General features: G+C 66.2%; 34 protein-coding genes. 17 read left to right on the forward strand and 17 right to left on the reverse strand.

Annotated features, from left to right (window positions below):
- Window positions 1-14: 14 nt before the first annotated feature.
- The 7 genes from ACP15H_RS15060 to ACP15H_RS15090 all read right to left on the reverse strand — a co-directional run bounded on the left by ACP15H_RS15060 (window position 15) and on the right by ACP15H_RS15090 (window position 5298).
- Window positions 15-2189 carry a catalase gene (locus ACP15H_RS15060; RefSeq protein ID WP_425066995.1) on the reverse strand — a complete coding sequence of 725 codons (2175 nt, stop codon included), beginning with the start codon at window positions 2187-2189 and terminating at the stop codon, window positions 15-17.
- 65 nt (window positions 2190-2254) lie between these two features.
- Entirely contained in the window at window positions 2255-2830 is a 576-nt protein-coding gene (locus ACP15H_RS15065) for a hypothetical protein (protein ID WP_425066996.1), read from the reverse strand.
- A gap of 163 nt (window positions 2831-2993) precedes the next feature.
- Window positions 2994-3455 (reverse strand): hypothetical protein, encoded by a 462-nt coding sequence (locus ACP15H_RS15070; RefSeq protein WP_425066997.1) that lies wholly within the window; start codon window positions 3453-3455, stop codon window positions 2994-2996.
- An 80-nt stretch (window positions 3456-3535) separates the two neighbouring features.
- Window positions 3536-4096, reverse strand: a complete 561-nt coding sequence (locus tag ACP15H_RS15075; protein ID WP_425066998.1) for a cysteine hydrolase family protein — start codon at window positions 4094-4096, stop codon at window positions 3536-3538.
- Between the two features lie 35 nt (window positions 4097-4131).
- Window positions 4132-4587, reverse strand: coding sequence for a hypothetical protein (locus tag ACP15H_RS15080; protein ID WP_425066999.1), 456 nt, complete (start codon window positions 4585-4587; stop codon window positions 4132-4134).
- 27 nt (window positions 4588-4614) lie between these two features.
- Complete coding sequence (locus ACP15H_RS15085; RefSeq protein ID WP_425067000.1) at window positions 4615-4815, reverse strand: hypothetical protein; 201 nt, start codon at window positions 4813-4815, stop codon at window positions 4615-4617.
- 132 nt (window positions 4816-4947) lie between these two features.
- Window positions 4948-5298 carry a hypothetical protein gene (locus ACP15H_RS15090; RefSeq protein ID WP_425067001.1) on the reverse strand — a complete coding sequence of 117 codons (351 nt, stop codon included), beginning with the start codon at window positions 5296-5298 and terminating at the stop codon, window positions 4948-4950.
- A 243-nt stretch (window positions 5299-5541) separates the two neighbouring features.
- Here ACP15H_RS15090 and ACP15H_RS15095 point away from each other — a divergent pair, with 243 nt between their 5' ends.
- Window positions 5542-5718 carry a hypothetical protein gene (locus ACP15H_RS15095; protein ID WP_425067002.1) on the forward strand — a complete coding sequence of 59 codons (177 nt, stop codon included), beginning with the start codon at window positions 5542-5544 and terminating at the stop codon, window positions 5716-5718.
- 30 nt (window positions 5719-5748) lie between these two features.
- Here the strand turns inward: ACP15H_RS15095 and ACP15H_RS15100 are convergent, their stop codons facing one another.
- Both ACP15H_RS15100 and ACP15H_RS15105 read right to left on the reverse strand, forming a co-directional pair.
- A complete protein-coding gene (locus ACP15H_RS15100) occupies window positions 5749-6216 on the reverse strand; it encodes a hypothetical protein (protein ID WP_425067003.1) in 468 nt (155 codons plus the stop codon).
- A 70-nt stretch (window positions 6217-6286) separates the two neighbouring features.
- Window positions 6287-7054, reverse strand: coding sequence for an HpcH/HpaI aldolase family protein (locus tag ACP15H_RS15105; RefSeq protein ID WP_425067004.1), 768 nt, complete (start codon window positions 7052-7054; stop codon window positions 6287-6289).
- Window positions 7055-7272: 218 nt separating this feature from the next.
- On the opposite strand from ACP15H_RS15105, the gene ACP15H_RS15110 reads away from it, so the two are divergent.
- The 7 genes from ACP15H_RS15110 to arr all read left to right on the forward strand — a co-directional run bounded on the left by ACP15H_RS15110 (window position 7273) and on the right by arr (window position 15413).
- The gene (locus tag ACP15H_RS15110) at window positions 7273-7569 is read left to right on the forward strand and encodes a hypothetical protein (protein WP_425067005.1); all 297 of its coding nucleotides are present in this window, start codon (window positions 7273-7275) and stop codon (window positions 7567-7569) included.
- Between the two features lie 68 nt (window positions 7570-7637).
- Window positions 7638-8912 (forward strand): TolC family protein, encoded by a 1275-nt coding sequence (locus tag ACP15H_RS15115; RefSeq protein ID WP_425067006.1) that lies wholly within the window; start codon window positions 7638-7640, stop codon window positions 8910-8912.
- The gene (gene ihpB / locus ACP15H_RS15120) at window positions 8909-9886 is read left to right on the forward strand and encodes a divalent metal ion exporter adaptor subunit IhpB (protein WP_425067007.1); all 978 of its coding nucleotides are present in this window, start codon (window positions 8909-8911) and stop codon (window positions 9884-9886) included. Before ACP15H_RS15115 ends, ihpB begins: the two co-directional genes overlap by 4 nt.
- 144 nt (window positions 9887-10030) lie before the next feature.
- Window positions 10031-13228, forward strand: coding sequence for an efflux RND transporter permease subunit (locus ACP15H_RS15125; protein WP_425067008.1), 3198 nt, complete (start codon window positions 10031-10033; stop codon window positions 13226-13228).
- A complete protein-coding gene (locus ACP15H_RS15130) occupies window positions 13225-13596 on the forward strand; it encodes a hypothetical protein (RefSeq protein ID WP_425067009.1) in 372 nt (123 codons plus the stop codon). The genes ACP15H_RS15125 and ACP15H_RS15130 overlap by 4 nt, the downstream gene beginning before the upstream one ends.
- Window positions 13597-13642: 46 nt before the next feature.
- Complete coding sequence (locus tag ACP15H_RS15135) at window positions 13643-14839, forward strand: aromatic ring-hydroxylating oxygenase subunit alpha (RefSeq protein WP_425067010.1); 1197 nt, start codon at window positions 13643-13645, stop codon at window positions 14837-14839.
- A 163-nt stretch (window positions 14840-15002) separates the two neighbouring features.
- Window positions 15003-15413, forward strand: coding sequence for an NAD(+)--rifampin ADP-ribosyltransferase (gene arr / locus ACP15H_RS15140; RefSeq protein WP_425067011.1), 411 nt, complete (start codon window positions 15003-15005; stop codon window positions 15411-15413).
- Window positions 15414-15525: 112 nt separating this feature from the next.
- Here arr and ACP15H_RS15145 read toward each other — a convergent pair whose 3' ends face one another.
- Window positions 15526-16002 carry a CYTH domain-containing protein gene (locus ACP15H_RS15145; RefSeq protein WP_425067012.1) on the reverse strand — a complete coding sequence of 159 codons (477 nt, stop codon included), beginning with the start codon at window positions 16000-16002 and terminating at the stop codon, window positions 15526-15528.
- A gap of 64 nt (window positions 16003-16066) precedes the next feature.
- The gene (locus ACP15H_RS15150; RefSeq protein ID WP_425067013.1) at window positions 16067-16468 is read right to left on the reverse strand and encodes a hypothetical protein; all 402 of its coding nucleotides are present in this window, start codon (window positions 16466-16468) and stop codon (window positions 16067-16069) included.
- Between the two features lie 397 nt (window positions 16469-16865).
- Here ACP15H_RS15150 and ACP15H_RS15155 point away from each other — a divergent pair, with 397 nt between their 5' ends.
- From ACP15H_RS15155 to ACP15H_RS15170, 4 genes are all read left to right on the forward strand, one after another.
- Entirely contained in the window at window positions 16866-17312 is a 447-nt protein-coding gene (locus tag ACP15H_RS15155) for an acyl-CoA thioesterase (RefSeq protein WP_425067014.1), read from the forward strand.
- 114 nt (window positions 17313-17426) lie between these two features.
- Entirely contained in the window at window positions 17427-17642 is a 216-nt protein-coding gene (locus ACP15H_RS15160; RefSeq protein ID WP_425067015.1) for a hypothetical protein, read from the forward strand.
- Entirely contained in the window at window positions 17635-18597 is a 963-nt protein-coding gene (locus tag ACP15H_RS15165; RefSeq protein WP_425067016.1) for a phosphate acetyltransferase, read from the forward strand. The genes ACP15H_RS15160 and ACP15H_RS15165 overlap by 8 nt, the downstream gene beginning before the upstream one ends.
- Window positions 18598-18604: 7 nt before the next feature.
- Complete coding sequence (locus ACP15H_RS15170) at window positions 18605-19789, forward strand: acetate/propionate family kinase (protein WP_425067017.1); 1185 nt, start codon at window positions 18605-18607, stop codon at window positions 19787-19789.
- A 15-nt stretch (window positions 19790-19804) separates the two neighbouring features.
- On the opposite strand, the gene ACP15H_RS15175 is transcribed toward ACP15H_RS15170, so the two are convergent.
- From ACP15H_RS15175 to ACP15H_RS15190, 4 genes are all read right to left on the reverse strand, one after another.
- A complete protein-coding gene (locus ACP15H_RS15175) occupies window positions 19805-20287 on the reverse strand; it encodes a DUF3833 family protein (protein WP_425067018.1) in 483 nt (160 codons plus the stop codon).
- A gap of 61 nt (window positions 20288-20348) precedes the next feature.
- Window positions 20349-20648: a hypothetical protein gene (locus ACP15H_RS15180; protein WP_425067019.1), complete on the reverse strand. Its 300-nt coding sequence runs from the start codon at window positions 20646-20648 to the stop codon at window positions 20349-20351.
- A gap of 73 nt (window positions 20649-20721) precedes the next feature.
- Window positions 20722-22119 (reverse strand): sensor histidine kinase, encoded by a 1398-nt coding sequence (locus ACP15H_RS15185; RefSeq protein ID WP_425067020.1) that lies wholly within the window; start codon window positions 22117-22119, stop codon window positions 20722-20724.
- Window positions 22116-22787 carry a response regulator gene (locus tag ACP15H_RS15190; protein ID WP_425067021.1) on the reverse strand — a complete coding sequence of 224 codons (672 nt, stop codon included), beginning with the start codon at window positions 22785-22787 and terminating at the stop codon, window positions 22116-22118. The genes ACP15H_RS15185 and ACP15H_RS15190 overlap by 4 nt, the downstream gene beginning before the upstream one ends.
- A gap of 140 nt (window positions 22788-22927) precedes the next feature.
- Here ACP15H_RS15190 and ACP15H_RS15195 point away from each other — a divergent pair, with 140 nt between their 5' ends.
- From ACP15H_RS15195 to ACP15H_RS15215, 5 genes are all read left to right on the forward strand, one after another.
- A complete protein-coding gene (locus tag ACP15H_RS15195) occupies window positions 22928-23464 on the forward strand; it encodes a hypothetical protein (RefSeq protein ID WP_425067022.1) in 537 nt (178 codons plus the stop codon).
- Window positions 23465-23544: 80 nt separating this feature from the next.
- Window positions 23545-24051, forward strand: a complete 507-nt coding sequence (locus ACP15H_RS15200; RefSeq protein WP_425067023.1) for a hypothetical protein — start codon at window positions 23545-23547, stop codon at window positions 24049-24051.
- An 87-nt stretch (window positions 24052-24138) separates the two neighbouring features.
- Window positions 24139-24444 (forward strand): hypothetical protein, encoded by a 306-nt coding sequence (locus tag ACP15H_RS15205; protein ID WP_425067024.1) that lies wholly within the window; start codon window positions 24139-24141, stop codon window positions 24442-24444.
- A gap of 36 nt (window positions 24445-24480) precedes the next feature.
- Window positions 24481-25059: a peroxidase-related enzyme gene (locus tag ACP15H_RS15210; RefSeq protein ID WP_425067025.1), complete on the forward strand. Its 579-nt coding sequence runs from the start codon at window positions 24481-24483 to the stop codon at window positions 25057-25059.
- Between the two features lie 146 nt (window positions 25060-25205).
- Entirely contained in the window at window positions 25206-25517 is a 312-nt protein-coding gene (locus tag ACP15H_RS15215) for a hypothetical protein (protein ID WP_425067026.1), read from the forward strand.
- Window positions 25518-25637: 120 nt separating this feature from the next.
- Here ACP15H_RS15215 and ACP15H_RS15220 read toward each other — a convergent pair whose 3' ends face one another.
- The gene (locus ACP15H_RS15220; protein WP_425067027.1) at window positions 25638-26312 is read right to left on the reverse strand and encodes a nitroreductase; all 675 of its coding nucleotides are present in this window, start codon (window positions 26310-26312) and stop codon (window positions 25638-25640) included.
- 103 nt (window positions 26313-26415) lie between these two features.
- Window positions 26416-26940: a hypothetical protein gene (locus ACP15H_RS15225; RefSeq protein ID WP_425067028.1), complete on the reverse strand. Its 525-nt coding sequence runs from the start codon at window positions 26938-26940 to the stop codon at window positions 26416-26418.
- Between the last annotated feature and the right edge of the window lie 27 nt (window positions 26941-26967).

A 26967-nucleotide genomic window follows, 5' to 3' on the forward strand; every position in this document is an offset into this window, starting at 1 on the left:
ATGGCTGGCGGTGCTCAGTTCGGCGCCAGGTTGGAAACCCGGCGTGGGAAGCGATGCTGGGCCAGGTTGTCGAGCAACAGAGTGACGAGCTTGTTGTCGCCCAGCACCACGCCTTCGGCTTCCGCGATCTCCAGTTTGGCGAACAGGGCCTTGGCATCTCCCGCCGCCGCAATCGGCTTGCCATGGCGGAAGGCCTCGTCGATCAAGCGCTGAGCGATCGGCATGGCCATCAGCCCTTTCGCGACGCCCGGCGGAATCAGTACGGCATCGTAAATCACCGACGGCGCATTCGGCGCCGCGCGATTCACCGGTAGCGGCTTTGTCGAGGCGTCGATTACAGCGCCGGCGGTCGGCCCGATCAGTTCGGGGACCTGCCCCGCCTTGGCGAGTTCGCTCACCATCGCCTTCACGATCGTCGAGTCGACTCCGTCGCCGACCAGGATCGCGATCTTCCGGCCCCGCACCATCGGCGGCGCCTTGTCCATCGAGAGCGCCGGGGACCGCAGCTCGGCGGCCTTGGGATTGAGCGGCCCGGAGGGGGTTGGAGCGGACGGCGTCGGCGCCTGGGGCGTACCGGCCGGCGCGACGTCGATGCCGGTGGCGCCGGAGACCATGTCGGCGAGCTGCGGAGAGATGTTGCAGAGCAGCTCGTTCATCACGCGATTCCGGACTCCCTGGTCGACGACCATGTTGAGTTCGAAGGAGAAGGCCGCCGCGATGTGGTCCTTCTCCCAGTCGCTCATGCTGTTCCAGAACATCGTGGCCTGGCTGAAGTGATCGTTGAAGCTTTCGCTGCGCTGGCGAAGCTTCGCGCCGGCCTCCTGCACCGCGACCGAGCGGAACGCTGCCGCGGCCGTCGGCGAATGCATCGGGCAACCGCCACCCAGACTGTTCGGGAAGTAGGCAACCTTGCCAGTGTTGATCGTCTGGCGCCCGAACCCGTCGCGCTGGTTGTTGTCGACAGGACGCAGCGAACGGTTGATCGGCAGCTCATGGAAGTTCGGCCCGACACGACGCAACTGGGTGTCGATGTAGGAGAACAGACGGCCCTGAAGCAGCGGGTCGTTGGAGAAGTCGATGCCGGGAACGACGTGGCCGGTATGAAACGCCACCTGCTCGGTCTCAGCGAAGTAGTTGTCGGGGTTCCGGTTCAAAGTCAGCTTGCCGACTTTGCGGATCGGCACCAACTCCTCGGGGATAATCTTGGTCGGATCCAGCAGGTCGAAGTCGAATTTGTGCTCGTCGGCAGGTTCGACGATCTGCAGGCCGAGTTCCCACTCCGGATAGTCGCCGCGCTCGATCGATTCGAACAGGTCACGACGCTGGAAGTCCGGGTCGCGCCCGCACAGGAGGTTGGACTCGTCCCACACCATCGAGCACACGCCCTTGACCGGCTTCCAGTGGAACTTGACGAAGCGCCAGCCACCGTCGGCGTCAACCAAGCGGAAGGTATGGACACCGAAGCCTTCCATTGTGGCCAAGGTCCGCGGCAACGCTCGATCGCTCATGACCCACGTCAGCATGTGGGCGCTCTCCGGCGTCAGCGACACGAAATCCCAGAACGTGTCGTGCGCCGAGGCCGCCTGAGGGATCTCGTTGTTGGGTTCGGGTTTCACCGCATGGATGAGGTCCGGAAACTTGTTGGCGTCCTGGATGAAGAACACCGGCATGTTGTTGCCGACCAGATCCCACACGCCCTCCTGTGTGTAGAACTTCACAGCGAAGCCGCGCACGTCGCGCGGCGTGTCGGCCGAGCCGCGCGAGCCTGCCACTGTCGAGAAGCGGACGAATACCGGCGTCTGGACCTTGGGGTCGCGAAAGACCTGCGCACAGGACAGCTCGGAGAGATCTTCGTAGACCTGAAACACGCCGTGTGCCGCGGTACCGCGCGCATGCACCACGCGCTCCGGAATGCGCTCGTGGTCGAAATGCGTGATCTTCTCTCGCATCAGGATGTCTTCGAGGAGCGTGGGGCCCCGAACGCCCGCCTTCAGCGAGTTCTGGTCGTCGCTGATCGCGACGCCCTGGTTGGTGGTCAGCACCTCCCCAGGCGGCATCGTGTCCGGCTGGATGGAACTGGTCTTGGCCGTCTCCTGCCGCGCCGCGTTCTCCTTGTCGAGAGGCGTGTCCTGCCCTGCCGTACGAGGAGAGGGAGGCGCCATCGTTGGCGTTACAGGCTTCTTGGCCATGGGGAGTTCCGATCAGTTGTGCGTGAAAAGGCTCCCTCCAACGGACTGACCGGGTAACGGTTGCGCTAGCGGCGGCCCATTCCGCCGGCGTTCGGCTTCAGCGCGGGCGTGTCGCTGAACACAACCATGAAGAGTTCCCGGAAGAGCAGCGACACCTTTGGATCATCTGGCGACGACGCCGGCGTGCTGGCCGTCGCCATCGACATCGCCATATCGTTGCGGCAGTACACGGCGAACAGGTTGACGATGCCCGCCGGGCCAGGCTTGAAGCGCGTCGTGCCCTTGCAGACAGTGTCGCCGTTCAGGTCGTTGGCGGCATTGGACACCAGGACCAGGCGATAGTCCGGACGGGGCTCCTCTCTCGATGTGTCGTAGGTGAAGGTAAGCGCCGGCCGCGGTTTGGCCGTCTGCATCACCGGCAGCAGACCGGCCGCCGCCTGCGCGGGTGGCAGCGCCGGAAAGGGGTTGCCGGCCAGCACGACGCGGAAGGATTTGCCGTCCGTGGCGGTCCAGAACTCCTGAAAGTCGTACTGCACCGCATAGAACGTGCCGCCGATCGTGGCGGCGCGTGCTGGCGATAGAGAAAGCGCGGCGGCAGCAACCGCCGCGAGCGTCGTTAGAAAGCCGAACGTCGGTCGCATCGTGTCCTCGTATGGAAGTGAGACGGGGAACGGCGTCTACGCGCAGCTGCCCGGAAGTTCGGTTTCCCGGCGCACCGTAAGCGAACTGTTTATTCTTTGGGCTCCGGTGATCCGCGTCGCCCGCGGCAACGTAAGCGGCCGCAGCATCGCCGATGCCTGAAGGCTAGACGTCGCCCCAGCGAAGGCTCTGTTCGGCGGCGCTGCGCTCGCGGTCGCGACGGCGGCGTCCGGCATAGCGATTGTCCGTTTCGCCACCCACTGAGATCAGCCGCTTGTGCATCGAGGCGGTCAGGGAAAACTGGCGGCGGCTGGCCCATTCTGCGCGATCTTCTCGGGTACACCGCACGTCGACGAGGCCTCCCACCCGATCGCGATCATCCTCGTTTTCGAAGGCACAGAGCACCAGGCTGCCGCTCCCGGCGCGCGAGGTGGTGATCGAGTACGTGCCAGCCAGTTTCAGACGCGTACACACGCGGCTCAACAGATTGACGCCCTCTCGCAGGCGGTGCGAATCGAACGGATCGTTCGCGCTCCTACCCTCGAAAAACGTATCCTCAAGGTCTGCGATCAGCAGATGGGCTTTGCCGGCATCCCCTGCGAGGTCTGCCCATGGCACTTTTGGCAAGGAGGTCTCCCCGGCAGCGACAACATTGCCGGAAAAAATGACAGACTCTCCCGTCTCCTGCGGTCCGGCGGCGAACGATCCTACCAGCGGCGCAGCAATTCCCCAGTGGTGGTCGCCTCGACCTGTGAAGAGAAGCGTGCACCGAACAGATCGACGACCGTATCGTGCGCGCCATCGCTTGTGCTGCACAGCGCGTCGGTCGGCAGCACCACCCGAAACCCGAGATCGATCGCCTGCATCACGGTCGCAAGAACACAAACATCCGTTTCGCCGCCCGTCACGACGAGCGTCGTAATGCCCCGCCGCCTGAGAGCCGCCGCCAGGCCCGGCCGGCTGAACGCGGAGTTTGCGGGCTTGTCGATCAAGCGTGCTGGCGGCACCAGCCGCGCAAGCGGCTCGACCAGATCGAGGAGACCGGGATCGATCGCCTCGCCCGTCATTTGCGGCCAGCGTTCATAGAAGTTCCGCCAGGCTCCTGAGGTGGCTTCGGGCGTCGTCGGTGGGGCGAAACGGGTGAAGACGGTGTCCGCTGTATGTCTTGACGCGATTTCGAACACCGCCGGTAGCACCTTCGGCAGCCAGGGCACCTGCCACTCCGTCTTCTCGGCAAAGAGGCGCTGCATGTCGATGCATAGATGCATTGTCGCGCGCTCTTCGAGCGCAACGGAGGCGCGCTTCAGTCCTGTCCCCACCGGTAACGCTGCTCGTCGGACTCACGCGCAGCGGCCCGGGCGCGCCGGCCGGCACCACGCCCATCGGGCGGTCCAGCGATGGCGAGCAACGCCTCGTGTTTTGCATCGTCGAGCAGGAAATGGCGATGTCCGCACCACTCAGAGGCTTCGATTTCACGACCGCCCATCAACTCGGCGAGCCGCGCGAAATCATGGGCCTCGGTGACGGCGCATTGAATGACCAAAGCATTGCCCTCGCGCGAGGGCTGAACGGCGAACGGGCCCTGGAGCTTGAGATGGCTGCAGGTGCGCACCAGAAGGTTGGCTGCGAACCGGAGGCGCGCACTGTCGAAGGGATCGTCCTCGCGCTTTCCGCCCGCAAAGCAGGGCGTGAGTTCACCGACGAGAAGAAAAGCAGTACCGGGAGAACTTGCGAGATCGGTCCAAGCGAGACGAGGCATCGGCAAGGGGCTCCTCGCGAGGGGGATCTAGGGCTCGTTGCCCGGGACGGGAGCCAGCGGCGCCTTGAAACCGGCCCGGCGGATCCGAAGTCGCTCAGATACCGCCGACGTCTCGCGTCGCTCGCGCAACAGACGGTCGACCAGCGACTGGCGGCGGCGCACCTCGCCGAGAGCCCGCAGAGAAGCGACCTCGGAACCCAGTCCCACATGCATGATATCGGTCGGCAACTTACCCTCCTCACGCTGGCCTGACGCGCGGGTGAACCCGTGCCGTTCTGCCAACGGGGCAACACGAGGGCGGTTGCAAGGAATCCGGTGATAAATTCGTGACGGTGCCCGGGTAGCGCTCCCGCTGGGGCTCTACTTGCCGAGGTCGATCTCTTCCGCCGGACCGGCGTCGCCGGCAGCGGCCGCGCCGGCGTTGGGCGGCCGCACGACGTTGCGGAGGGCCTGGCGCAGCTCTGCGGCGGTCATGTCGTCATGCAGACCCGGCAGGATCGCCAGACCATCGGGAATCGGTTCGACATGTTCGGCGGAGCGGACGAACTGCATGCCCGCCTCATAGCGCTGTTCTCGCAGCGCCTCGATGGCCGAGAGGATGTGATAGGCCTCCCGACGATTGGGATTGCGCCTGAATCGCTCCAATACCAGCACGAAACGGTGGATACGCTGGCAAAGTGTGGCGCGTGTCGCTTCTGCCAAATCCGTCATGCGCACACCACTATCTCAACAACCGGAAGCATCCAAGCACTACGATGGATTGCCGTGATATTCGATTCGACGAACCATGAATCGGCAGCTTTCGGCACACAATCACTATTCGTAATTAACAATATGCACTTTTCATGTAGATTCAGACCTAATTGGGGCGAGGCTTGGACGCCCCCATCGCCATGCAACAGATCGGTGACCGGTGCGTAGAGGTCACGAATATCCGCATGGAGACACAAAAATATGGCCAGGCAAATCGCGATCGCAGGAATCGACGGAACGCTCGAAATCAACGATGACGGCGAAATCGTCCACACCAAATCGGCCCTGGAGACCGAGGTGTTGAAAGCCGAACAGGCCATTGCGCGTTGGCCGCGGGCGGAGAAGCAGATCCGACAGGCGCTCGACACGATGAAGTGAAGGGGCGCGCGACCGGCCTGCGGCCCCGAGCTAGCGGCCTTTCGAATGGCAGAAGTCCATCTTGTCGGTCGAACTCACCACCGTGCTCGCCTTGAAGTCGTACGTCCCTTTGAAAGCCGGCTTCATGGCGGCACCGTGCTTCTTCCAGAAAACGGTCCGCTCCAGGGTCGTGCCGGTCACCGTATGCGAGGCAAAGGTTTCGGTAGTGGAGCCGTCGGCCTCCTTCGTGCTTCCCAGCGAAACCGGGGCTCCCGCCTGCGAAAGTTTGGTCTTGATCGGCCCGCTGACGCCGTAAAGCTCATTCCCGATAACCCTGAAGTAAGTGGGGTCCGGGTGTGGCCGCCCTCGATAGAGGAGATGGCACTCCATCGAAAGAATTGGAGCCGCGTTCGGCGGAGCGGCCGCCTGGCCCGGAGCCTGCGAGGCAGGCGCCTCAGCCAGTGCCGAAACGCTCACCATCGCAAACAGAACGACCGCGCCGCACCGTACGAACCGCATGACATTCTCCTGATGATAATCATCAGGAATCAATCGGCGGAATCCGTGAAGGTTCCGCCCGATAGCGGGTTCAGGCCGACTTCGCCTTGAGCTCCTCGAGTTGCTGGCGGGCGCCGGCGATCATGCAGGACAGATCGGCCGTCAGCATCACCATGTCGAAGCCGCGCTTCACGGCACCGGCGGCAAACGGCGCGGCGGCGCAATGCATGACGCACTTTATGCCGGCCTTGTGGGCAGTCTCGCGGATCTTGTCGCAGGTCGCGATGTGCAGAGGGTCGGGATTGTCGCCGCGCGGCGTCAGGCCCAGCGCAAACGACAGATCCGCCGGGCCGATGTAGACGGCGTCGAGGCCGGGTGTCGCACAAATCGCCTCAAGGTTCTCGAGGCCTTCCTTTGTCTCGATCATCGCCATGACGATGATCTCGTCATTGGCGTTGGCCACGTAGTCGGCGCCGCCATAATGAACAGCACGCACCGGGCCCGAGGAGCGCATGCCCACGGGCGGATAGCGGCACGCGGCCACGGCCTTCGCGGCTTCCTCGGCATTGTTCACCAGCGGGACGATGATGCCGTAGGCGCCTAGGTCCAGCGCTTTCATGATGGCGGCCGGCTCGTTCCAGGCCACTCGCACCACCGGCACCGTGTCGGTCTGAGAGATCGCCTGCAGCATCGGCGCCACATCCTTCATCTCCGACAGCCCGTGCTGGAGGTCGACGCACAAAGCGTCGAAGCCCTGCCGCGCCATGACCTCGGCGGTGAAGGTGTTCGGCACCGAGAGCCAGCCCAGCGTCGCGCATTTCCCCGCCGCCCAGATTTCCTTGATCTTGTTCTTTCGCATGGCCGGACCTTTCATTCGTCCCTTGAGTCTCAAAGCACCAGCATTGGGCACGAACAGGCAGCCTGCATCAAGGCTCCAGAACCGCTGAGCGGTGGCCTTGTTCAGGCTACCCTAGCGATAGAGGGTGAGTCCGATCTGACCAACATCGTCGCACGCCGTTGACCGCGCGGACCACGTGTTGTTCACTCCGCGCCGTGACGCGTCACTTTTCTTCGCGAGTGTTCCGGCTTTTTTGCGCGCTGGCGGTGGCCTTCGTCACGACGTTCCATGTCTGTGGCATTGCGACGGCAAGCGTTTCGGCGCCAACGGCGATCCAAACCGCCGGAGCCGACGACGCTCAGCCGGCCGACGCCGGCCTTTCGGCCGAGAAGTGTCACATCTGCGCAACGGTCTCATTGCCGGCGCTGACGCAAACGACCGAAGCGTCGCCGGACGCCATCGCCGTGCGGCAGGCGCCGGTCCGCGACCTCGTCTCCTTCCAGACCTCCCTCGCCCCGCCCCCACCCAGAGCCTGATCGCCGCACGTCGTCCGCCTGAAGCCTGAAAGCTTCGGGTCGTTCCCGTTCCTGCGATCGGAGTCTCCATGTCTCCCCGTCTCTGGCTCTGCGCGACGCTTGCCGTCGTCGCGGCGCACCCGTCGATGGCCCAAACGGGCCCAGCGGCGGCACAGCGCGCCGGCGCCCTGTCGCTGCCCCAGGCGCTGCGTACCGTCATTTCCGCCAATCCCCGCCTGTCGATCGCCGACCGGACCATCAACATGGCGGACGGACGACGCGAGCAGGCGGGCGCCCTTCCCAACCCGACCCTGGGCGTCGAGGTCGACAATTTCGCCTATGGCCAGAACGGCCTCACCAGCGGCGCCGAGTACACGCTCCAGATCAGCCAGCTCTTCGAGCTCGGCGGTAAGCGCAATGCCCGCGTCCAGGCCGCCCTCGGCGACTATGACACGGCGCGCTGGGAACGCGAGGCGACGCGGCTCGAGCTACTGTCGGAGACGACCATCGCCTTCGTCGAGGCGCTGTCGGTGGAGCGCAAGATCGCCCTGCTGGAGCGCCATGCCGCTGCCCTCGACAGGCTGGTGCCGCAGATGCAGAAGCGGGTCGAGGCCGGTGCCTCCTCGCCGTCCGAAGTGTCGCGTACGCAGGCCGCGGCCGGGATGGTGCGCCTGGACCGCGAGCGCGCGCGGACCGCGCTCAACGTCGCGCGGCGCGAGCTCGCCGCGCTGATGGGCCTCGACCGACCCAACTTCACCGCCGTCGCGGGCGATTTCGGTCGCATCTCACGGCCGGCGCCGCTCGACACCGCCATCAAGGCCATCGAGGACAATCCGCAGCTCATGCGCTGGACGGCGGTGCGGGCCCAGCGCGATGGTGCGCTGCTGTCGGCACGGCTCAAGCCGCTGCCCGACATCACGGCAGCTGTCGCCTGGCGCCATTATGCCGAGTCCAGCCAGAATGCACTCCGCCTCGGCGTCTCGGTGCCGATCAACGTCATCGACCGCAACACCGGCGCGATCCGCGAAGCGCAGGAAGCCGCGCAGAAGACCGGCGCGGAACGCGCGGTCAACCGGCTCACCCTGATCGCCATCGTCGGCAAGGCGCACGACACCGCGACCGGCGCGCTGGCCCAGGTCGACCTGCTGCGCCGGACGGTCCTGCCGGCGGCGCGCGCCGCCCTGTCGACCGTCGAGGCAGGGTACGGCCAGGGCCGCTACACGCTGCTGGAGATTCTCGACGCCTACCGGACCGTGGCCGATGCCGAGTTGCAGGAGCACGAGGCGCTGGCGAGCTTCCACACCTCGATTGCCACCATCGAAGGGCTGACCGGCAGCCCTCTCCAGCTCGCGAGGGCGAAATGATCCGGCTCCTGAGATATCTCGCCATCGCGCTGGCGTGCGCCGGCGCAGCGGGCGCCGCCGGCTGGTATGCCTTCGATCCACGCTTTGCGAAGACGGCGAGCTCGGCCAAGGGTGGACATGGTCACGCCGAGGACAAAGAAGGCGCCCACGCCCACGACGAGGGCGTGACGCTCTCGGATGCCCAGGTCGCGGCGGCCGGCATCGAACTGCTGCAGGCCGGCCCGCGCGAACTGCGCGACATGCTGCGTCTCAACGGCATCATCCAGCCCAATCAGGAAACGCTGGTCAAGGTGACGCCGCGCTTCCCCGGCGTGATCCGCAGCATGCGCAAGCGGCTGGGCGACAAGGTGAAGAAGGACGAGGTGCTGGCGACGGTGGAGAGCAACCAGAGCCTGACCAGCTACGATCTGAAAGCGCCGATCGACGGCACCGTCATCGATCGCGACGGCACGCTGGGCGAGTTCGCCTCCGAAGCGAAGCCGCTCTTCACCATCGCCGATCTCTCGACCATGTGGATCGACTTCGCGGTGTTCCGCCGCGACTTCAGCCGCGTGCGCATGGGCGATGCGGTCGCCGTCGATGTCGGCGACGGTGGTCCGCCGGTCGAGGCACGCATCGACTATCTGTCGCCGATCGGCTCGCCAGACACGCAGACTTCGATCGCGCGGGCGATCGTGAAGAACGGCGACAACCGGCTGCGGCCGGGCCTGTTCGTCGATGGCAGGGTCGTGCTGTCGGCCAAGCCTGTCGACGTCGCGATCCGCACCACCGCGCTGCAGATGCTGGAAGGCAAGACCGTGGTCTTCGTGCGCGAGGGCGAGACCTTCGCCGCCCGCGAGGTCGAGCTCGGCGCACGCGACGCCGACTGGGTCGAGGTGCTCTTCGGCGTGCTCGCCGGCGACACCTACGCCGCAAGGAACAGCTTCGTCATCAAGGCCGAGATCGGCAAGGCGGGAGCGGCGCATGAACATTGAGGGGCGTGTGAAGAAACGGGAAAGGTCCCTCGCTGCGCTCGGGATGACAACGATAGCGAAACTTGTGCAGTGCAGCCGATGCAAACAAAATTGTCATCCTGAGCGCAGCGAAGGACCTTTGAGGCTCCTCGCGAGGTGCGCGCCATGATCGACCGCATCCTCGCCTTCTCGATCCAGAATCGCTGGCTGGTCATCTTCGCCGCCATCGCCGTCGGCGCGCTGGGCGCCTGGAACTTCACGCGCCTGCCGATCGACGCGGTGCCCGACATCACCAACGTGCAGGTGCAGGTCAACACCGTGGCCCCGGGTTACTCGCCGCTGGAGGTCGAGCAGCGCATCACCTTTCCGCTGGAAACGGCGATGGGCGGCCTGCCGAAGCTCGACCACACGCGCTCGCTGTCGCGCTACGGGCTCAGCCAGATCACAATCGTGTTCAAGGACGGGACCGACATCTACTTCGCCCGCCAGCTCGTCAACGAGCGCATCCAGCAGGCGAAAGACAGGCTGCCGCCCGGCGTCGAGACCTCGATGGGTCCTGTCTCGACGGGCCTTGGCGAGATCTACATGTACTCGGTCGAGGCCAAGCCCGGTGCCAAGACGCCGGACGGTAACCCCTACTCGGCCACCGAGCTGCGGACCATCCAGGACTGGATCATCAAGCCGCAGCTCCGCACGGTGCCGGGCATCGTCGAGGTCAACACGATCGGCGGCTTCGAGCGGCAGTTCCACGTCCTGCCCGAACCGGCGAAGCTGATGGCCTACCGGCTCACCTTCCGCGACGTGATGGCGGCACTCGCCACCCACAATGCCAGTGTTGGCGCGGGCTACATCGAGCGCAACGGCGAGCAGTATCTCGTGCGCACGCCGGGCCAGGTCGACGACATCGAGGGCATTCGGGGCATCGTCGTCGGCTCGCGCGGCGGCGTGCCGATCCGCATCGACGACATCGCCGAGGTCCAGGAAGGCAACGAGCTGCGGACAGGTGCTGCGACGGTCGACGGCAAGGAAGCGGTGATCGGCACCGCCATGCTGCTGATCGGCGAGAACAGCCGGACGGCCGCCCAGCGCGTCGCCGCAAGGCTCGCCGAGGTCGAACGCTCCTTGCCCGAGGGCGTCGTGGCGCGTGCCTTCTACGACCGCACCAAGCTCGTGGATGCCACAATCCGGACGGTCGAGAAGAACCTGCTGGAAGGCGCGCTGCTGGTCGTGGTCGTGCTGTTCCTGATCCTGGGCAACTTCCGCGCGGCCTTCGTCACGGCCTGCGTCATCCCGCTGTCGATGCTCTTCACCATCACCGGCATGGTCGAGAACCATATCAGCGCCAACCTGATGAGCCTCGGCGCCATCGACTTCGGCATCATCGTCGACGGCGCAGTGATCGTGGTCGAGAACTGCCTGCGCCTGTTGGCCGAGGAGCAGCACCGGCGCGGCCGCGCGCTCATTCGTCAGGAGCGTATCGCCGCGATCCTCGCCGGCTCCCGCGAGGTCATCAAACCGAGCCTCTTCGGCACTCTGATCATCGGCGTCGTCTACCTGCCGGTGCTCACGCTTACCGGCGTCGAGGGCAAGATGTTCACGCCGATGGCGCTCACCGTCCTGCTGGCGCTCTCGGGAGCCGCCATCGCCTCGATGACGCTTGTACCGGCGGCGGTGGCGCTGCTGGTCACCGGCAAGGTGGCAGAAAAGGAAAACCTGTTCATGCGCGGCGCACTCCGCCTCTACGCGCCGGTGCTCGATCAGGCGATCCGGCTGCGAGTCGTCGTGGTCGGGCTGGCTTTACTCCTCGTCGCGGTGAGCGGCGTGGCGGCGTCGCGCATGGGCGGCGAGTTCATCCCCTCGCTCGACGAGGGCGACATCGCCATGCATGCGATGCGCATCCCCGGCACCAGCCTCAGCCAGTCGGTGCAGATGCAGGAGGCGGTCGAGAAAGCCGTGCTCGAGTTCCCCGAGGTCAAGGAGGTCGCGGGCAAGATCGGCACGGCCGAGGTCGCCACCGATCCGATGCCGCCCAACGTCGCCGACACCTTCATCCTGTTGAAGCCGCGCGGGCAATGGCCCGATCCGAACCGACCCAAGGCCGATCTCGTGGCGGCGATCGAGAAGCGCGTCTCGGAGGTGCCGGGCAACAACTACGAGTTCACCCAGCCGATCCAGATGCGCTTCAACGAGCTGATCTCCGGCGTGCGCAGCGACCTCGGCATAAAGATCTTCGGCGACGATCTCGACACGCTGATCGCTCTCGCAAACAAGGTGCAGGCGGCAGTGCAGCGCGTCCCCGGCGCCGCGGATGTGCGCACCGAGCAGATAAGCGGCCTGCCGATGCTTACGGTGAAACCCAGCCGCGCCGCCCTGGCGCGCTATGGCATCACGCTGGCCGAGTTGCAGGAGGTGGTCGAGATCGCGGTCGGCGGCAAGGAAGCCGGCTTGGTCTTCGAGGGCGACCGGCGTTTCGACATCGTCGTGCGTCTGCCTGAGCATCTGCGCGTCGACCTCGATGCCCTCGCCGCCCTGCCCATTCCCGTGCCACAGGCGGCAGCGACGCCGGGTGACACCGGCCGCCGAGCGATCGTGCAGACTGGCAGCGGCGCCGCCGCACCCTACGTGCCGCTGTCGGCAGTCGCGGCGATTGAAACCGCACCCGGTCCCAACCAGATCAGCCGCGAGGACAGCAAGCGCCGGATCGTCGTCAGCGCCAATGTGCGCGACCGCGACCTCGGCTCCTTCGTCGGCGAGGTGCAGCGCCAGGTGACGGGCCAAGTGAAGCTGCCGGCCGGCTACTGGATCGGCTGGGGCGGCCAGTTCGAGCAGTTGGTCGGTGCCTCGCAGCGGCTGGCGGTGGTCGTGCCGGTGGCCTTGCTGCTGATCTTCGCCCTGCTCTGCATGAGCCTCGGCTCGATGGGCGACGCCACCCTGGTGTTCAGCGGCGTGCCACTGGCGTTGACTGGCGGCATCGCGGCGCTCGCGCTGCGCGGCCTTCCGCTGTCCATCAGTGCCGGCGTCGGCTTCATCGCGCTGAGCGGCGTCGCGGTACTGAACGGCTTGGTGATCATCTCGTTCATCCAGCGCCTGCGCACCGAGGGCATGACGGTGGACCAGGCCGTGCGTATGGGCGCGACCAAGCGGCTGCGTCCCGTGCTGATGACGGCGCTGGTCGCCTCGCTGGGCTTTGTGCCGATGGCACTGGCGACCGGCGCCGGGGCGGAGGTGCAGCGGCCGCTCGCCACCGTGGTCATCGGCGGCATCCTGTCCTCGACCCTCCTCACCCTGGTCGTGCTGCCGGCGCTTTACGCGCTGTTCCATCGCGACCGCACCCCCGCTCGACAACAAGGAGAGAGCACATGAAGAAGTTCCTGATCCTGGCCTTTGCCATCCTCTGGACCGGCGCCGCGGCGGCGCAGCACAGTCACGGCAGCACCAAGGGGCCGAACGGCGGCGTCGTGCAGGACGTGGCAGGTGTGCATGCCGAGCTGGTCATGGCCGGAAACACCGTCACCCTCTACATCCTCGACGAGAACAACAAACCCGCGACGGCCAAGGGGTTTTCGGGCTCGGTCCTGATCGTCTCGGGCAGCACGCGCGAAACCGTCCAGCTCACTGCATCGAGCGACAACGCCCTTAGGGGCGAGGCCAAGTCCGCGATCCCCGCCGGGGCCACCGTCACGCTCGTGCTGAAGAACGCTGCTGGCAAATCGGGGCAAGTGAAGTTCTGAGGCCACGATGGACGGAGCCACCGCAAGATGGCAGCTTGGGCGCACAATGGCCCTTCGCGGTGATCTCGCCTTCGCCCCCGACTGGGCGCGCACCTTGGTCGATCCGCTTGCGTTCGCACACGAGCAGCGCTGCCTCAGTTTCGCCTGGACGTTCCTCGGGTTCACGCACGATGTCGAGAATGACGGCGACTGGTTCCGCGCCTCGCTGGCGACGCGATCGGTCTTCGTCCAGCGGTTCGGCGCCGAGCTCAAGGGCTTCGAGAATGTCTGCGCCCATCGCTTCTATCCGTTGCGGACCAAGGACAAGGGCAACGGGCCGATCGTCTGCGGTTTTCACCACTGGCGCTATGATGGCGACGGCGCCGCCATCGGCATTCCGAAGTGCCAGGAGAATTTCGGCACCGTGTCACGCGCCTTGGGCGCGCGGCTCAATCCCATCGAGATCGCGACCTGCGGCACACTCGTCTTCGGCCGCTTCCCCGCTCAGATACGGCGCGAGACGCTTGAGGAATTCCTCGGTGACGGGTTTCCGATTCTGGCGGCCCTGTCGCGATCGAGATCGCCCCCGCAAACCCTTACGATGCCGGTTGCGGCCAACTGGCGATTGAACCTGCATATCAGCCTCGACGACTATCACACGGTCGCCCTCCATCCGACGACCTTCGGCAAGAACGGCTATATACGACGCGAGGACATCACCTATGTCCGCTTCGGTCTGCACAGCGCCTTCCTCGACACCCGCGTGCCCGACGCCTTCGCGCGAATGTCCGCCGCCTGCGCCAGCGGCTCCTTCAGGGCGACGCACTACTGCATCTTCCAGATCCTCCCGAACCTGATTGTGGCCCTGTTCCGGTCGGATGGCATGTTCTTCCACTGCTACTTCCAGCAATCCGTGCCCGTGGCGCACGACCGCTCGATCCAGAGCATTCGGCTCTTTCCTGCCCCTTTCCCGGCTGATCATGCCTGGCATGTCCGCTGGCCCCGGACGCTGAGCGATCCCGTCCGCAACCGGTTGCTCCCGCACTACGTCCGTCGCGTGGGGCGGGAAGACAACGATGCCTGCGAGAGGCTTCAGCAGGTCGCCCACCAGGTTGACAAGGCTCCCTTCCTGTCGGCCATCGAGGAGCGTATCGGCTGGTTCGAACAATCGTACCGCCAGCTTGTCGCGGAGGGGCAGGATGTGTTGGCGAAGAGCCCCGGGAAAGCCGAGGGCCGACCGGCGGCCGGACATATTCTGACCTGACGGCCGGAGCTGCCCCCATCTCCCGGCGGCGTCGGGGACGACAGGACGCGACCCTGCTTCTCAGCCTCTCGATGGGGCACGAGAAATATCGAAGTCGCCCGACGGAACCCCCAGCATCTTTTCGAGTAGCGTCTGCCGGAGAATGGGAATGGGGAGAGTCCGCATGCAAGACTCCGGAACGGCCGATCGCTTTTATCACGGGACACGCGCGGACCTTCGCACAGGCGATCTCATCCGGGTGGGATTCAGATCGAACTATCGCGAGGGAACAACGATGTCCTGGGTCTATTTCAGCAAGACCCTGGAAGCCGCGATCTGGGGAGCCGAACTCGCGGCAGGCGAAGGGCGGCAGCGAATCTACATCGTCGAGCCCCTCGGCCTGTTCGTCGACGACCCCAACCTTACTGACAAGAAGTTCCCGGGAAATCCGACAAAATCATACCGTTCTCGCGAACCGCTTCGGATTGTAGGCGAAGTGCTGGAGTGGAAGGGCCATACGCCCGGGCAGTTGCAGCAAATGAAGGACGGCATCGCCCGCCTGAAAGCGGCCGGCAAGGACGTGATCATCGATTGACAGCGGGTTCCCCCCTTCAACTCCCGCGAAGCATCCTCGCGAAACGCGCAAAACCGGCGTCATTCCCATCGACGCGATCACCTGGGTGAGCCGCATGCCCTCGGCTCCTGGCTCAGTCTGCCGCGGTCGGGCCGGTGCGGGCACGAAACAAGTTGATCTTGCGATAGGCGGGATCGCCGGTGACTTCCCGTCCGACCCAGGGCGGCAGCGGGACATCGCAATCGATGCGGGTAAGTTCGACCTCGGCCAAGACCACGTCCGCCATGACGCCGTCATAGACGTCGACCTGCCAGGTGAAGTCGCGGTACGGCACGAAGGATCGGGTCTTGCTCATGACGTTGCCGTCGCAATGTCGGATCAGCATTTCCTCCGCATCCGCGAGGGGAACGGGATATTCAAACTCCGCATTCACACCCGGCGCCTGGCGTGCCTTGACGGTGAGCGTCGCCTGCCCGTCGCAGATGCGGACCCGCACCTTTCGCCCGCCCGTCATGGCCACCAGACCATCCTTCAGATGCTGTTGACGAACGACGCTGGCGCGCCACCCCTCGCTGATGACGAGAAACTTGCGCTCGATTTCGGTTGCCATGCAGGCGGGAGATAGGGGGCGAAGACCGCATCCGCAACGCGACAATATGGAAGAGCTGACTCGCCTAGCGCCAATCCTGGGAGCGCCAGGCAATCATCTCGGGGTCTTGCGCCGGGGGCAGGTTGCCCCGAATAGCCGGCGAGTCGAGCCATTTTCGAGCCTTGTCGACATCGCTGAAGACACGCATCGGCCGCTTCGCGGCGGCCAGAATACCGAGCACGCGCGACATCTGCGTGCACTTGTCTTCCGACAAGACGACGGCCAGGGGACCGTAGTCGTTTCGCTCGACGTGGAGCATGCGCATACGCGCACCGATGCTCAGGAATTCCTGCTCCCCCATGTCGGTACTGGCGCGGCAAGCATCGAAAATCTTGCGATACCGGAGCGCGTTCGCCCCCACCATCGCGTCGATCATCGCATTCACCTCGCCGAGATCGACCTTGCCTTCACAGGTGGCGGCGAACATCTGCAGCCGGGAATCGATGGTCCAGTGCAAAGACATTCAGTCTAGTCCAAGCGTATCGAAGAGCAGGCGCGTAACATGCGCCAAGGTCCCATTGGAGGCAATACGTAGACGGGAGAACGGCTGCTTCCGCCCCCCGGCCCAGCCTGAGGGCTGGGGCACCTCCGGGCCCGACGTCACTCAATCGACCATGTGCGGCAGCCTCTTGCCGATGGAACCTCGCGGCCGCAGCGTGATGTGGAATCCAGACACGCTCGAGGCGGTGGCGCGCGCCATCCTCGAACCGATCGGCGGGCCTGCCTCTCGGGAGGAACCACCGCAGACCGACTCTCCGGGCTGAGCGACGTTGCACCCCTCCCGCCGCCGTCTGTAGAAAGCGCCGGAATCAGGAGGGGACAGTATGGCGGACAAGAAAGCGGCGAAGGACGAGCGGCGTGGAGACTATGGATGGTGGATGCCGGTCGCGAGCCGCTGGTCGGACTGCGACGCCTACGGCCACGTCAACAATGCCGTCTATTACAACTGGTTCGACTCGGCGCTGACGACCCTGGCCATCGAGCGCGGCATCCTGCGGGCGCCGGGCCAGACCTCGATCGGCCTGTGCATCGCCAGCGGCTGCGAATTCCTGGCGCCGGTCGACTTTCCCCAGACGGTCGATGTCGGCATCCGCCTCGGCCGCATCGGCAACAGCTCGTTGCGCTACGAGCTTGCGATCTTCATCCGCGAAAACGAGCTACCCGCAGCCGTCGGCCACTTCGCCCACGTCTATGTCGATGCCGCCACGCGCCGCAGCGTGGCGCTCACGGAGGCACAGAAGGCGGCGGTGGCCGACCTGCTCGCGGCCTGACCCGCGCCTGGGACGGCCACGCCCTGCGTCACCCCGCCGACACGGGGCTTGACGAAGATCAAGGCCGGGGGGATGCCACCCCCTAGTTTGCGGGCCTGTCTCGGGGAGTGCCCAGTGTCGGTCGGATCGCCGTTCAACCTCTTCCAGGAATACTCGATCGATGCCTGGCCGCATTCCGTCCTGACACTGGAGGCCCTGCGCGCGAGCGGCACGACCCGGAACGATCCGCCCGCGCGCTCTGCGATGCTGCAACAAGATCTGCGCATGCAGCGGCTGGAGCCCATGTTCGTCGGCGCACGTCCGCTGCCACAGGAGAAACAGGATGCCTGACGCCACGCCCCCGACCGAGGGCCCGCGCGAGAAGTACGACCGCCTGATCGCTGCCGCGCGCATGCATGCGCCGTTGGCAACGGCCGTCGTGCATCCCTGCGATGAGGTCTCGCTGGAGAGCGCGGTGGAGGCGGCGCGCGAAGGCCTGCTCGCCCCTATCCTGGTCGGCCCCCCGGCCCGCATCCGCGCCGTTGCCGCCAGGGCGTCACTCGACGTCGGCGCCTTCGAGATCGTCGAATCGGCCCACAGCCATGATTCAGCCGCCAGGGCGGTCGAGCTCGTACGCTGCGGCCGCGCCGAGGCTCTGATGAAGGGCAGCCTCCATACCGACGAGCTGATGGGCGCCGTGGTCTCGAGCGCGACCGGCATCCGCACGGCCCGGCGCATCAGCCACTGCTTCGTCATGGACGTGCCCCGCCACGAGCAGGCGCTGATCATCTCCGACGCCGCGGTAAACATCGCGCCGACGCTAGAGGACAAGGTCGACATCGTGCAGAACGCCATCGACCTCGCGCACGCGCTGGGCATCGCCCAGCCGCGCGTCGCGATCCTGAGCGCCATGGAAACCGTGAACCCGAAGGTCGGCTCGACGATCGAGGCCGCCGCCCTGTGCAAGATGGCCGATCGCGGCCAGATCACCGGCGGCATCCTCGACGGTCCACTGGCCCTCGACAATGCGATCAGCCTTCAGGCGGCATCGATCAAGAACATTTCCTCGCCGGTCGCCGGCCGCGCCGACGTGCTGATCGTACCTAACCTCGAGGCCGGCAACATGCTGGCCAAGAGCCTCACCTTCCTGGCCGGCGCCGACGCGGCCGGGATCGTGCTCGGCGCGCGCGTGCCGATCATCCTGACCAGCCGCGCCGATTCGCTGACCACGCGGCTCGCCTCCTGCGCCGTCGCGTCGCTGGTGGCCGCCGCGCGCCGGACCAGTGCCGCCACTTCCATCGCCTGAGGCGCTTATGACCGAGACCGGTTGCATCGTCGTCCTCAACGCCGGCTCCTCCAGCATCAAGTTCGCGATCTACGAGTCCGGCACCGACGGCGACGTGCTGTTTCGCGGGCAGATCGAGCGCATCGGCGTCGGGCCCCATCTCGAGGTCCGGGACGCCGCGGGCAAGGTCGTGGCCGAGAGGAAATGGCCGAATGACGCACTCGACCATCACGGCGCCACCGCCGAGATCCTGGCGCAGGGTCAGGCGCTGCTCGCCAGCCGCCCCGTCCTCGCCTTCGGCCATCGCGTCGTCCATGGCGGCACGAAGTTCGTGGCGCCGGTCCGCATCGACCGGACGATCGTGTCCGAGCTCGACGCGCTCGTGCCGCTGGCACCGTTGCACCAGCCGCACAATCTGGCACCGGTCGCCGCGATCCTGAACGCGGCCCCGCACCTGCCGCAGATTGCCTGCTTCGACACCGCATTCCATCGCACCCAGCCGCTTCTCGCGCAGGAATTCGCCCTGCCGCGCGAATTGACCGCGGAAGGCGTGCGGCGCTACGGCTTCCACGGCCTGTCCTACGACTTCGTGACGAAGCGCCTGCTTGGCACCCAGCCGGCACTGGCACAGGGCCGGCTGATCATCGCCCATCTCGGCAACGGTGCCAGCCTTTGCGCCACCAAAGATGGACGCAGCGTGGCGAGCACGATGGGCTTCACCGCGCTCGACGGACTCGTGATGGGAACGCGGGCCGGCACGCTCGATCCCGGCGTGCTGCTGTATCTCGCCCAACAGCGCGGCATGAGCTTCTCGGCGATCGAGGATCTTCTCTATCGCAAATCGGGCCTTCTCGGCGTATCGGGCATCTCCTCCGACATGCGCACCCTGCGTGCATCGGCCGAGCGTTCGGCACGTGAGGCCATCGACCTCTTCGTCTACCGCATCGTGCGCGAGATCGGTTCTCTCGCGGCGGCCCTGGGTGGCGTCGACGGAATCGTGTTCACGGCCGGCATCGGCGAGAACGACGCGGCGACCCGTGCCGAGATTCTCGCGGGCTGCCGTTGGCTGGGCGTGACGCTCGACCCGGAACGCAATCGCGCTGGCGAGGGACGGATCAGCATGGACAATTCTACCGTCTCCGCCTGGATTGTGCCGACCGACGAGGAACGCATGATCGCACAGTATACGAGGTCGGCGCTGGCCAGCTCCTGATCGTCGGCTCGCGATTCAGAGCCGGCGATAGGTGGCGTGCACGATGGAAAAGGGAATGCCCGCGCGCCCAGCGCTGCCGCGCACCATCACGACCCGCTCGTCGATGCGATAGAACCAATCGTTGAAGTTCAACACCATGGACTTGTTGTCGCCGCCGCTCTGGGGCGTGTCGCGTGTGTAGCGCCAGTTGAATGCACAGCCCGCCCGGTCGCCCTCGGCTTCGCCTTCGACCCGCGGTTCCTCGCCGCTGTAACGACCCGAGGCGAGTTTCGCGATACGCCAGCTGAGCGTGTCCTGGCGTCCATCGTCAAAAGTCCAGGTTTCGGTGAAGCTGAGCACACGTGCCGCCTCGTCCCATGTGCCGCGCGCCTTGACGGCGAAGCGCTGCTGCAGGCCGCCGGTCAAGCGTTCGACCACGCCCCACCCTTCGAGGTCGCCCGCGAGATAGGATTCGGGAAGCAGTTCCGGCGATGTGCCGACAAAATCCTTGATGTCCATGAGCACCAACGACGGAAAAGGAAGGCCGTTCCATGAGCGATTATCTGGGCACTGTGCGGCGCTATGCGGCCCCGCCGCCGTCATCCGGTGGAAGCGCGTTCGCTGCGAGACCGCAGCTGTCGCACCGGCCTGTGTCGAAGAAGATCTGATCGCGCGGGAACGGCAGAAAATGCCGGTCGCAGCGCGGACAGCGGAACTCATAGTAACGATAGGCGCCGACCATCGCACCGATGAAGAAGGCGCCCGCGATCCAGGGCGACGACCGCACGGTGAAGGCGAAGCCCACGACAGCCACGCACAACATGAACAGGCGGGCACGGCGATCGTCCCATGCCTTGATGTATCGGTCGCGCTCACTCACGCAGGCCGCCTCCGTCCCGACAGCCCCTTCGGCCCACGAGTGCCGGGACCCCTGTTCACCCGATCAATGCCCGTCACGGGCCCGCCCACGGCAGGCGGAGGCTGACACGCAGGCCGCCGCCCGGGGCCGCCGCGAAGTCGAGGCTGCCGCCATAGAGGTCGACCAGCTCGCGCGTGATCGACAGGCCGAATCCGAAGCCCGGCGCGGTTTCGTCGAGCCTCTGTCCAGGCTTCAAAAGATGCGGCACCTGTTCGGGCGACAAGCCCGGCCCATCGTCCTCGATTTGCACCAATACGATCCGCGCCTCCGCGACCGCCCGCACGGTCACGGCGGTCGAGGCCCACTTGAAGGCATTGTCGAGCAAGTTACCGGCGATCTCGTCGAAATCCTGCGGCTCGCAGGCCACGGCCAGCCCGGCCGGAATGTCGGCGCTGAAAGCGATGCCGCGGGCGGCATGGACCTTGGCGAGCACGGCGCCCAGGTCGCCGATGGCGGGCGCGAGTGGCGTCTGCGCGCGGGTCGGTCCGGCGAGCGCCGCGGCGCGCGCGCGCCCCAGATGGTGGCGGATGCGCCGCTCCATCAGGTCGACGAGTTCGGCCAGCTTGCCGTCGCTCTTCGCCTCGTTTCCGGCCGACAGCGCAACGCTGAGCGTCGCCAACGGCGTCTTCAAACCGTGCGCGAGGTTTGCGACATGAGCCCGCGCCCGTTCAAGGTTGGCGGCGTTCTGCTTCAACAGCTCGTTCAATTCGGCGACCAGCGGCTGCACCTCCGCGGGCTGCTCCTCGGGAACGGTCGCCCGCCGCCCGGCCCGCACGTCCGCGATGGCGGCGCGCAGCCGGTCGAGCGGACGCAGGCCCAGCCGAACCTGCAGCACGATGGCCAGGAGGAGGGCCGCACCCAGCACGAGCAGCGACAGGGCGAGCGTCGTCATCGCCTCTCGCCAGGGACCCATCACCGCGGCGCGAGGCGCCGTGGCGACGATCTCGACGGGCACGCCGTCGATCGCGACGTGCTGGATCCGGTAATGGAGCGCTTCGCCCCCCGGACCGGGACCATCGGCCGGACGCGGCGGCGGCACCGCGCGCGGCGGCGGTGGCGGCGCTCCCGTGCGATGAGGCGGCGGCGGAGGGGGGGGCGAAAGCGGCAGGCCAGCGACGTCCAGCGTGTCGGCACCGAGGGCCCGCGAGCGCACCACGTTGCGCGGGCCGCTCACCTGCCAGTACCAGCCGCGGCCGGGCCGGTCGAACGGCGGCCCATCGGCGCTGCCGTCGAGCGCGAGGTCGCCGGCCGCCGCGACCCGCACCGTCGAGGCCAGGAAGTTGACCTGCGTGTCGAGGCGCTGGTCGATCTGGCCCTGCACGAAGCGGTGCAGAACGAAACCGATGACGATGGCGGCGGCGACCAGTGCCACGACGATGAACACCGAGGCGCCGAGCAGCAGCCGCCGGCCGAGCGACGCGTCGGCCTTCACCGAGGTGGCCCCGACGGGGTCAGGCGATAGCCGCGACCGCGGACCGTTTCGATCGCGTCGCGGCCGATCTTGCGGCGCAGGCGCGCGACGATGACCTCGAGCGAATTGGAATCGGTGCCGACATCGCCCTGATAAACCTTCTCCGTGAGGTCGCCCCGCTCGACCACGACGCCCTTGCGCAGGATAAGGCATTCGAGCACGCGCCATTCCAGGGCCGTGAGCTTGAGCGGCAATCCGTCGAGTTCGAACACACCGGTCTGGGCGTCGAACGAAACCGCACCGCACTCGATGCGCGGCGTCGCGTGGCCGGCCGAGCGCCGCACCAGCGCGCGCAGGCGCATGATGAGTTCCTCGACCCGGAAGGGCTTGGTGAGATAGTCGTCGGCGCCGGCCTTGAAGCCGTCCACCTTCTCGGTCCAGCCGTCTCGCGCCGTCAGGATCAGCACCGGCAATTGCCGGGCGGCTTTGCGCCAGGCGCGCAGCACGGTGGCGCCCGGAACCTTGGGCAGGCCGAGATCGAGCACGGCGACATCATAGGCCTCGGTCTCGCCCATATGTTGGCCGTCGAGCCCGTCGGCCGCGATGTCGACGGCGAAGTTCTCGGCGCGCAGCGCCCGCGCGATCATCTCGGCAAGCGGCGCGTCGTCTTCGACCAGGAGGACCTTCATGGGATTCCCGCTTCAGGCATGTGCCTCATGCCGGCTGAAATAGGGCACCGAAGCTGAACGCAGGCTGAACTGCGGGGTTCAGCGTGCATTTAGGGGCGCCTCCTATGTTGACGGCATCGCAACACATACAGGAGGCGATCATGACCACCAACGCCATCGTTCCTTCACCATCCGGCAAGCCCCGCGTCAGGGCCCTGGCCGTCGCCGCCGGCGCGCTGCTGCTCGCCGGCATCGGCGGCATCGCCGGCGCCCAGACACCGCCGCCGCCCCCGGTCGCCGGAATCGCTCCGCCCCCTCCCCCGGCCGCCGCCCCCGGCCAGCCGCAGGTCGTAATGCTCATCACGCCGATGGCGATCGCCAAGCTGCAGCCGGCCGATGTGGTCGCGGTAAAGGGCAGCGTCGCGGAGATCTACGGCAACAAGTTCATCCTCGAGGACGACAGCGGCCGCATGCTGGTCGATCTCGGGCCGCAGGGCGACGACCGTGCCGTCGTGACGAAAGGCGAGCAGGTCTCCGTCCAGGGTCGCTTCGATCGCGGCTTTATCGCGGCGCAGGTCCTGTCGCGCGCCGACGGCCGCAGCGAGGCCTTCGGCCCCCCGCCGCCGCCTCCTCCGGGTCGTGAAGCCGATCGCGGCCCGGGCCGCCGTCCCCCGCCGCCGCCGCTCGTGCCGCGCTGAGCCTTCACCTCCGGCGGCCCGAATCCATCGGTTCGGGCCGCGTTATCCCTCTCACCTCCCCTCGTTCGCAGGAGTTGGCAATGTCCGACCATCAACTCAGTGTTTCCGGCAAAATCCTTCATGTCTTCTCGCACCGTTTCGTCGTCCAGACGAAGAGTGGCGCCCTCCTGGCCGACCTCACGCCGAAGGGGCTCGACCAGATCGAGTTGAACGTCGGCGACACGGTCAAGCTCGACGGCGAAATGAAGCCTTCCGAACTCAAGGTGTCCCGCATCGTCGTCGACGGCCGTACGGTCAAGATCGAGCATGGCAAGCCTCATCACCACCATCCCCACCACGATGACCATCATCATGAGCACCATCACGGTCCGGCAGACCCGAAAATCGTGCTCCGTGCCGCGCGGGAGGCGGGCTACGAGCCGGCCGCGAAGCCGCGCCGCAAGCCCAAGCACTTCGAGGTGCTGGGCAAGCGCAACGGCCGCTTCTCGGAACTGCACATCGAGCTCGACGGCCACATCCGCAAGACCAAGCCGGCGGATCGCGACGAGCCGAAGTGGGAGCTGTTGCGCGCCAAGAAATCGCCATGAATCCGTGGCGTGTTTTCCCCATCAGCGGGTGTTGAGGTGTGTAGCGTGCCCATGCGAACTGAACGGCTCGGAGCGGTCCGCCTTGCGATGGCGGCTCTCGCATGTGTGGTCGCCCTCGGCGCCTGCGCCCGCGAGATCGGCCAGCCGATCGATGCCGAGGCGGTCGGGAGGCTGACGCCCGGCCAATCGACCTATGCCGACGTCGTGAGCCAGTTCGGCAAGGCCGTCCGCGTGCGCGGCCATGGCAGCGGCACGGTGGCCCACTGGCAGTATCTGAAGGATACGCCCGACGGCACGGAGTATGACAGCCTGCGCATCGTGTTCGACAAGGACGGGCGCATGGTCCGCGTCGTCGAATGGCTCGACAGCGGCGACGAAGAAGAGGAAAGCTGAGGCGCAAACACGTATTTGAGCTTTCCGGAGTACGACATGTCCGCCAAGGATCCCGCCATCAGCCGCTTTCCCGTGCCCACTATCGCGGACATGCCCGCCGACATCCGCGCGCGCATCGAGAAGGTGCAGGAGAAGTCCGGGTTCATCCCCAACGTCTTCCTCGTGCTGGCGCATCGTCCCGACGAATTCCGCGCCTTCTTTGCCTACCACGACGCCCTGATGGACAAGCCCGGCAACCTGAGCAAGGCCGAGCGTGAGATGATCGTCGTCGCGACCTCGAACCTCAACCAGTGCCAGTATTGCGTGATCGCCCATGGCGCGATCCTGCGCATCCGCGCCAAGGACCCGCTGATCGCCGAGCAGGTCGCGATCAACTACCGCAAGGCCGACATCTCGCCGCGCCAGAAGGCGATGCTCGACTTCGCCGTGAAGGTGAGCCAGTCGGCCCATCTGGCCGGCGACGACGACATCGAGACGCTGAAGAAGCACGGCTTCGACGAGGAAGACGTCTGGGACATCGCCGCCATCGCCGCCTTCTTCGGCCTGTCGAACCGCATGGCCAACGTCACCAGCATGCGCCCGAATCCGGAGTTCTACGCGATGGGCCGCGGCTGAGGTCTCCGTGGAACCAGAGAGAGCGCATAAGGCCCTTCGGCGGGGGCGCTCGTGAGGCGCCCCTTGGCACTTGAGGCGGCTGGTTCGTTGTGACCATGTCACGGCGCGCGACGTCGAGTCCGACGCCGGCCAGCACAGGACAATCAATGCGTATTTTGGGAACAGGCTTCCGCGTCGCCGCGGCGGCCCTCGCTCTGTCGGCCGGGCTGACGGTCACCGCCGCGGCGGATGACTTCATCGCTCAATGCAAGATCGGCACGCCCGTTCCGGAGGCCGAAAAGATTTGCAAGTGCATGTCGGACAAGATCGCCGGCGCGGACCGCGCCGACGTGATCGGGGCCATGACCACGACCAACGCCGTGATGGCCAAAGGCGGCACCCCCGCTTCGCCGGAAATGACGCCCAAGGTCATGAAGGGCCTCGAAACCGCGATGACCGTCCAGGCGCAGTGCATGTAGCCGACGCGACGGCAAGACGAAGCCCCGCTGGCGCGGGCCTGGCGCGTGGCGCGCGCCCGTCTGCGCGCCACGCGATCCGAGCCCTCGAAATACGCCTCAATTCACGGACGTCGGACTTTCTCAGTCGAACCCGACGTACCTCACGAACTCCTCGGCGGGCGTGCGCTCCGACTTCACGGCGTTGGCGGGGAACGAGTCGTCGGGATAGCCGAGGGCCACGCAGGTCATGATCGCCTCGTCCTCGGGGATGTTCGCGACCTCGCGCACGATGTCGGAACGGGCGATGCCCTGCCCGTTCACCACGGCGCCGATGCCGCGGTCCCAGGCGGCCAGCACGATGCCGTAGCACAGTGCGCCGAGATCGAAATGACAGGTGGCACCGGGATCGAGCACGCGGTCATAGGTGAGCACCAGAGACACCGGCGCGTCGAACTGGCGGAAGCCGCGCAGCACCCAGTCCTGGCGCATCGCCTTGTCGTCACGCGCAATGCCCATAGCGGCGAACAGCTGCTTGGCGACGCCGACCTGTCGCTCGCGATGGGCGCCCTCGTAGGGACCGTGGGTGAAGATGTCCCGCTTCGAGGGCTTGCCCGCAACCATCTCCTCCATGTTGCGGCGACGCACCTCATCGAGCGGCGCGCCGGCCAAGACATGGACGTGCCACGGCTGGCTGTTCATCGACGAGGGCGCGCGCTTGGCGTCCTCGATGATCTCGGCGATCACTGCCTTCGGGATCGGCTTGCTCTTGAAACCACGAGTGCTGCGGCGGCTGTGCACCAGTTCCTGAAAATCCATTGTTCCTCACGCTCTCCCTGTCGCGGGCGGAGGATAGCAGGCGCTGCGCACCGGCATACCGCGCGCGCAGCGCCTGTTCCGCAGTGAGCAACGGATGCCGTGTTCAGGGCGTCATGCAGATCGTCGAAGGACACGAGGAGGGACGCACGACCTTGAAGAGCGATGGGATGACATTGTTGGCCGGCCCCGGATTGGTGGCGGTCACCACGATGCCCGGCGCGATCTCCAGGTCGAACCATCCAATGTTCGCAAACAGCACATTCGCCGTGCCGCCGGCGAAGTCCGTCTCGAAGCGTTTGCTTCTCAGCAACGGACCGCCCGTCTGGTTCATGTAGTGCCAGTGGAGGCTGTGCTTGCCGGGGATTACGTCGACGACCATCGCTTCCTTGGGATTGATCGTGCCGATCTTGGTCTCGTCGATGTAGATGTCGCCCGTGCTGCTGTGCAGCGTTGCGGTGTCGCCCATCTTGCCCGTGAAGATGTAGAGGCGCGCCCTGTCGTCTGGCGGCGGTGCGATCTTTCGAACCTGCTGTTCATAGTCGGCCGTCGCCATCAGCGGCTCGGAGCGCGGCTGGCACGCCGCGACGATCGAGGCCAGAATGCCGATCAATACAACTTTATGGATCATGCGCCCTCCCGGCTCGTCATATAGCGT

This window comes from Reyranella sp. (genome assembly GCF_965249915.1).
In the GTDB taxonomy this organism is placed as follows: domain Bacteria; phylum Pseudomonadota; class Alphaproteobacteria; order Reyranellales; family Reyranellaceae; genus Reyranella.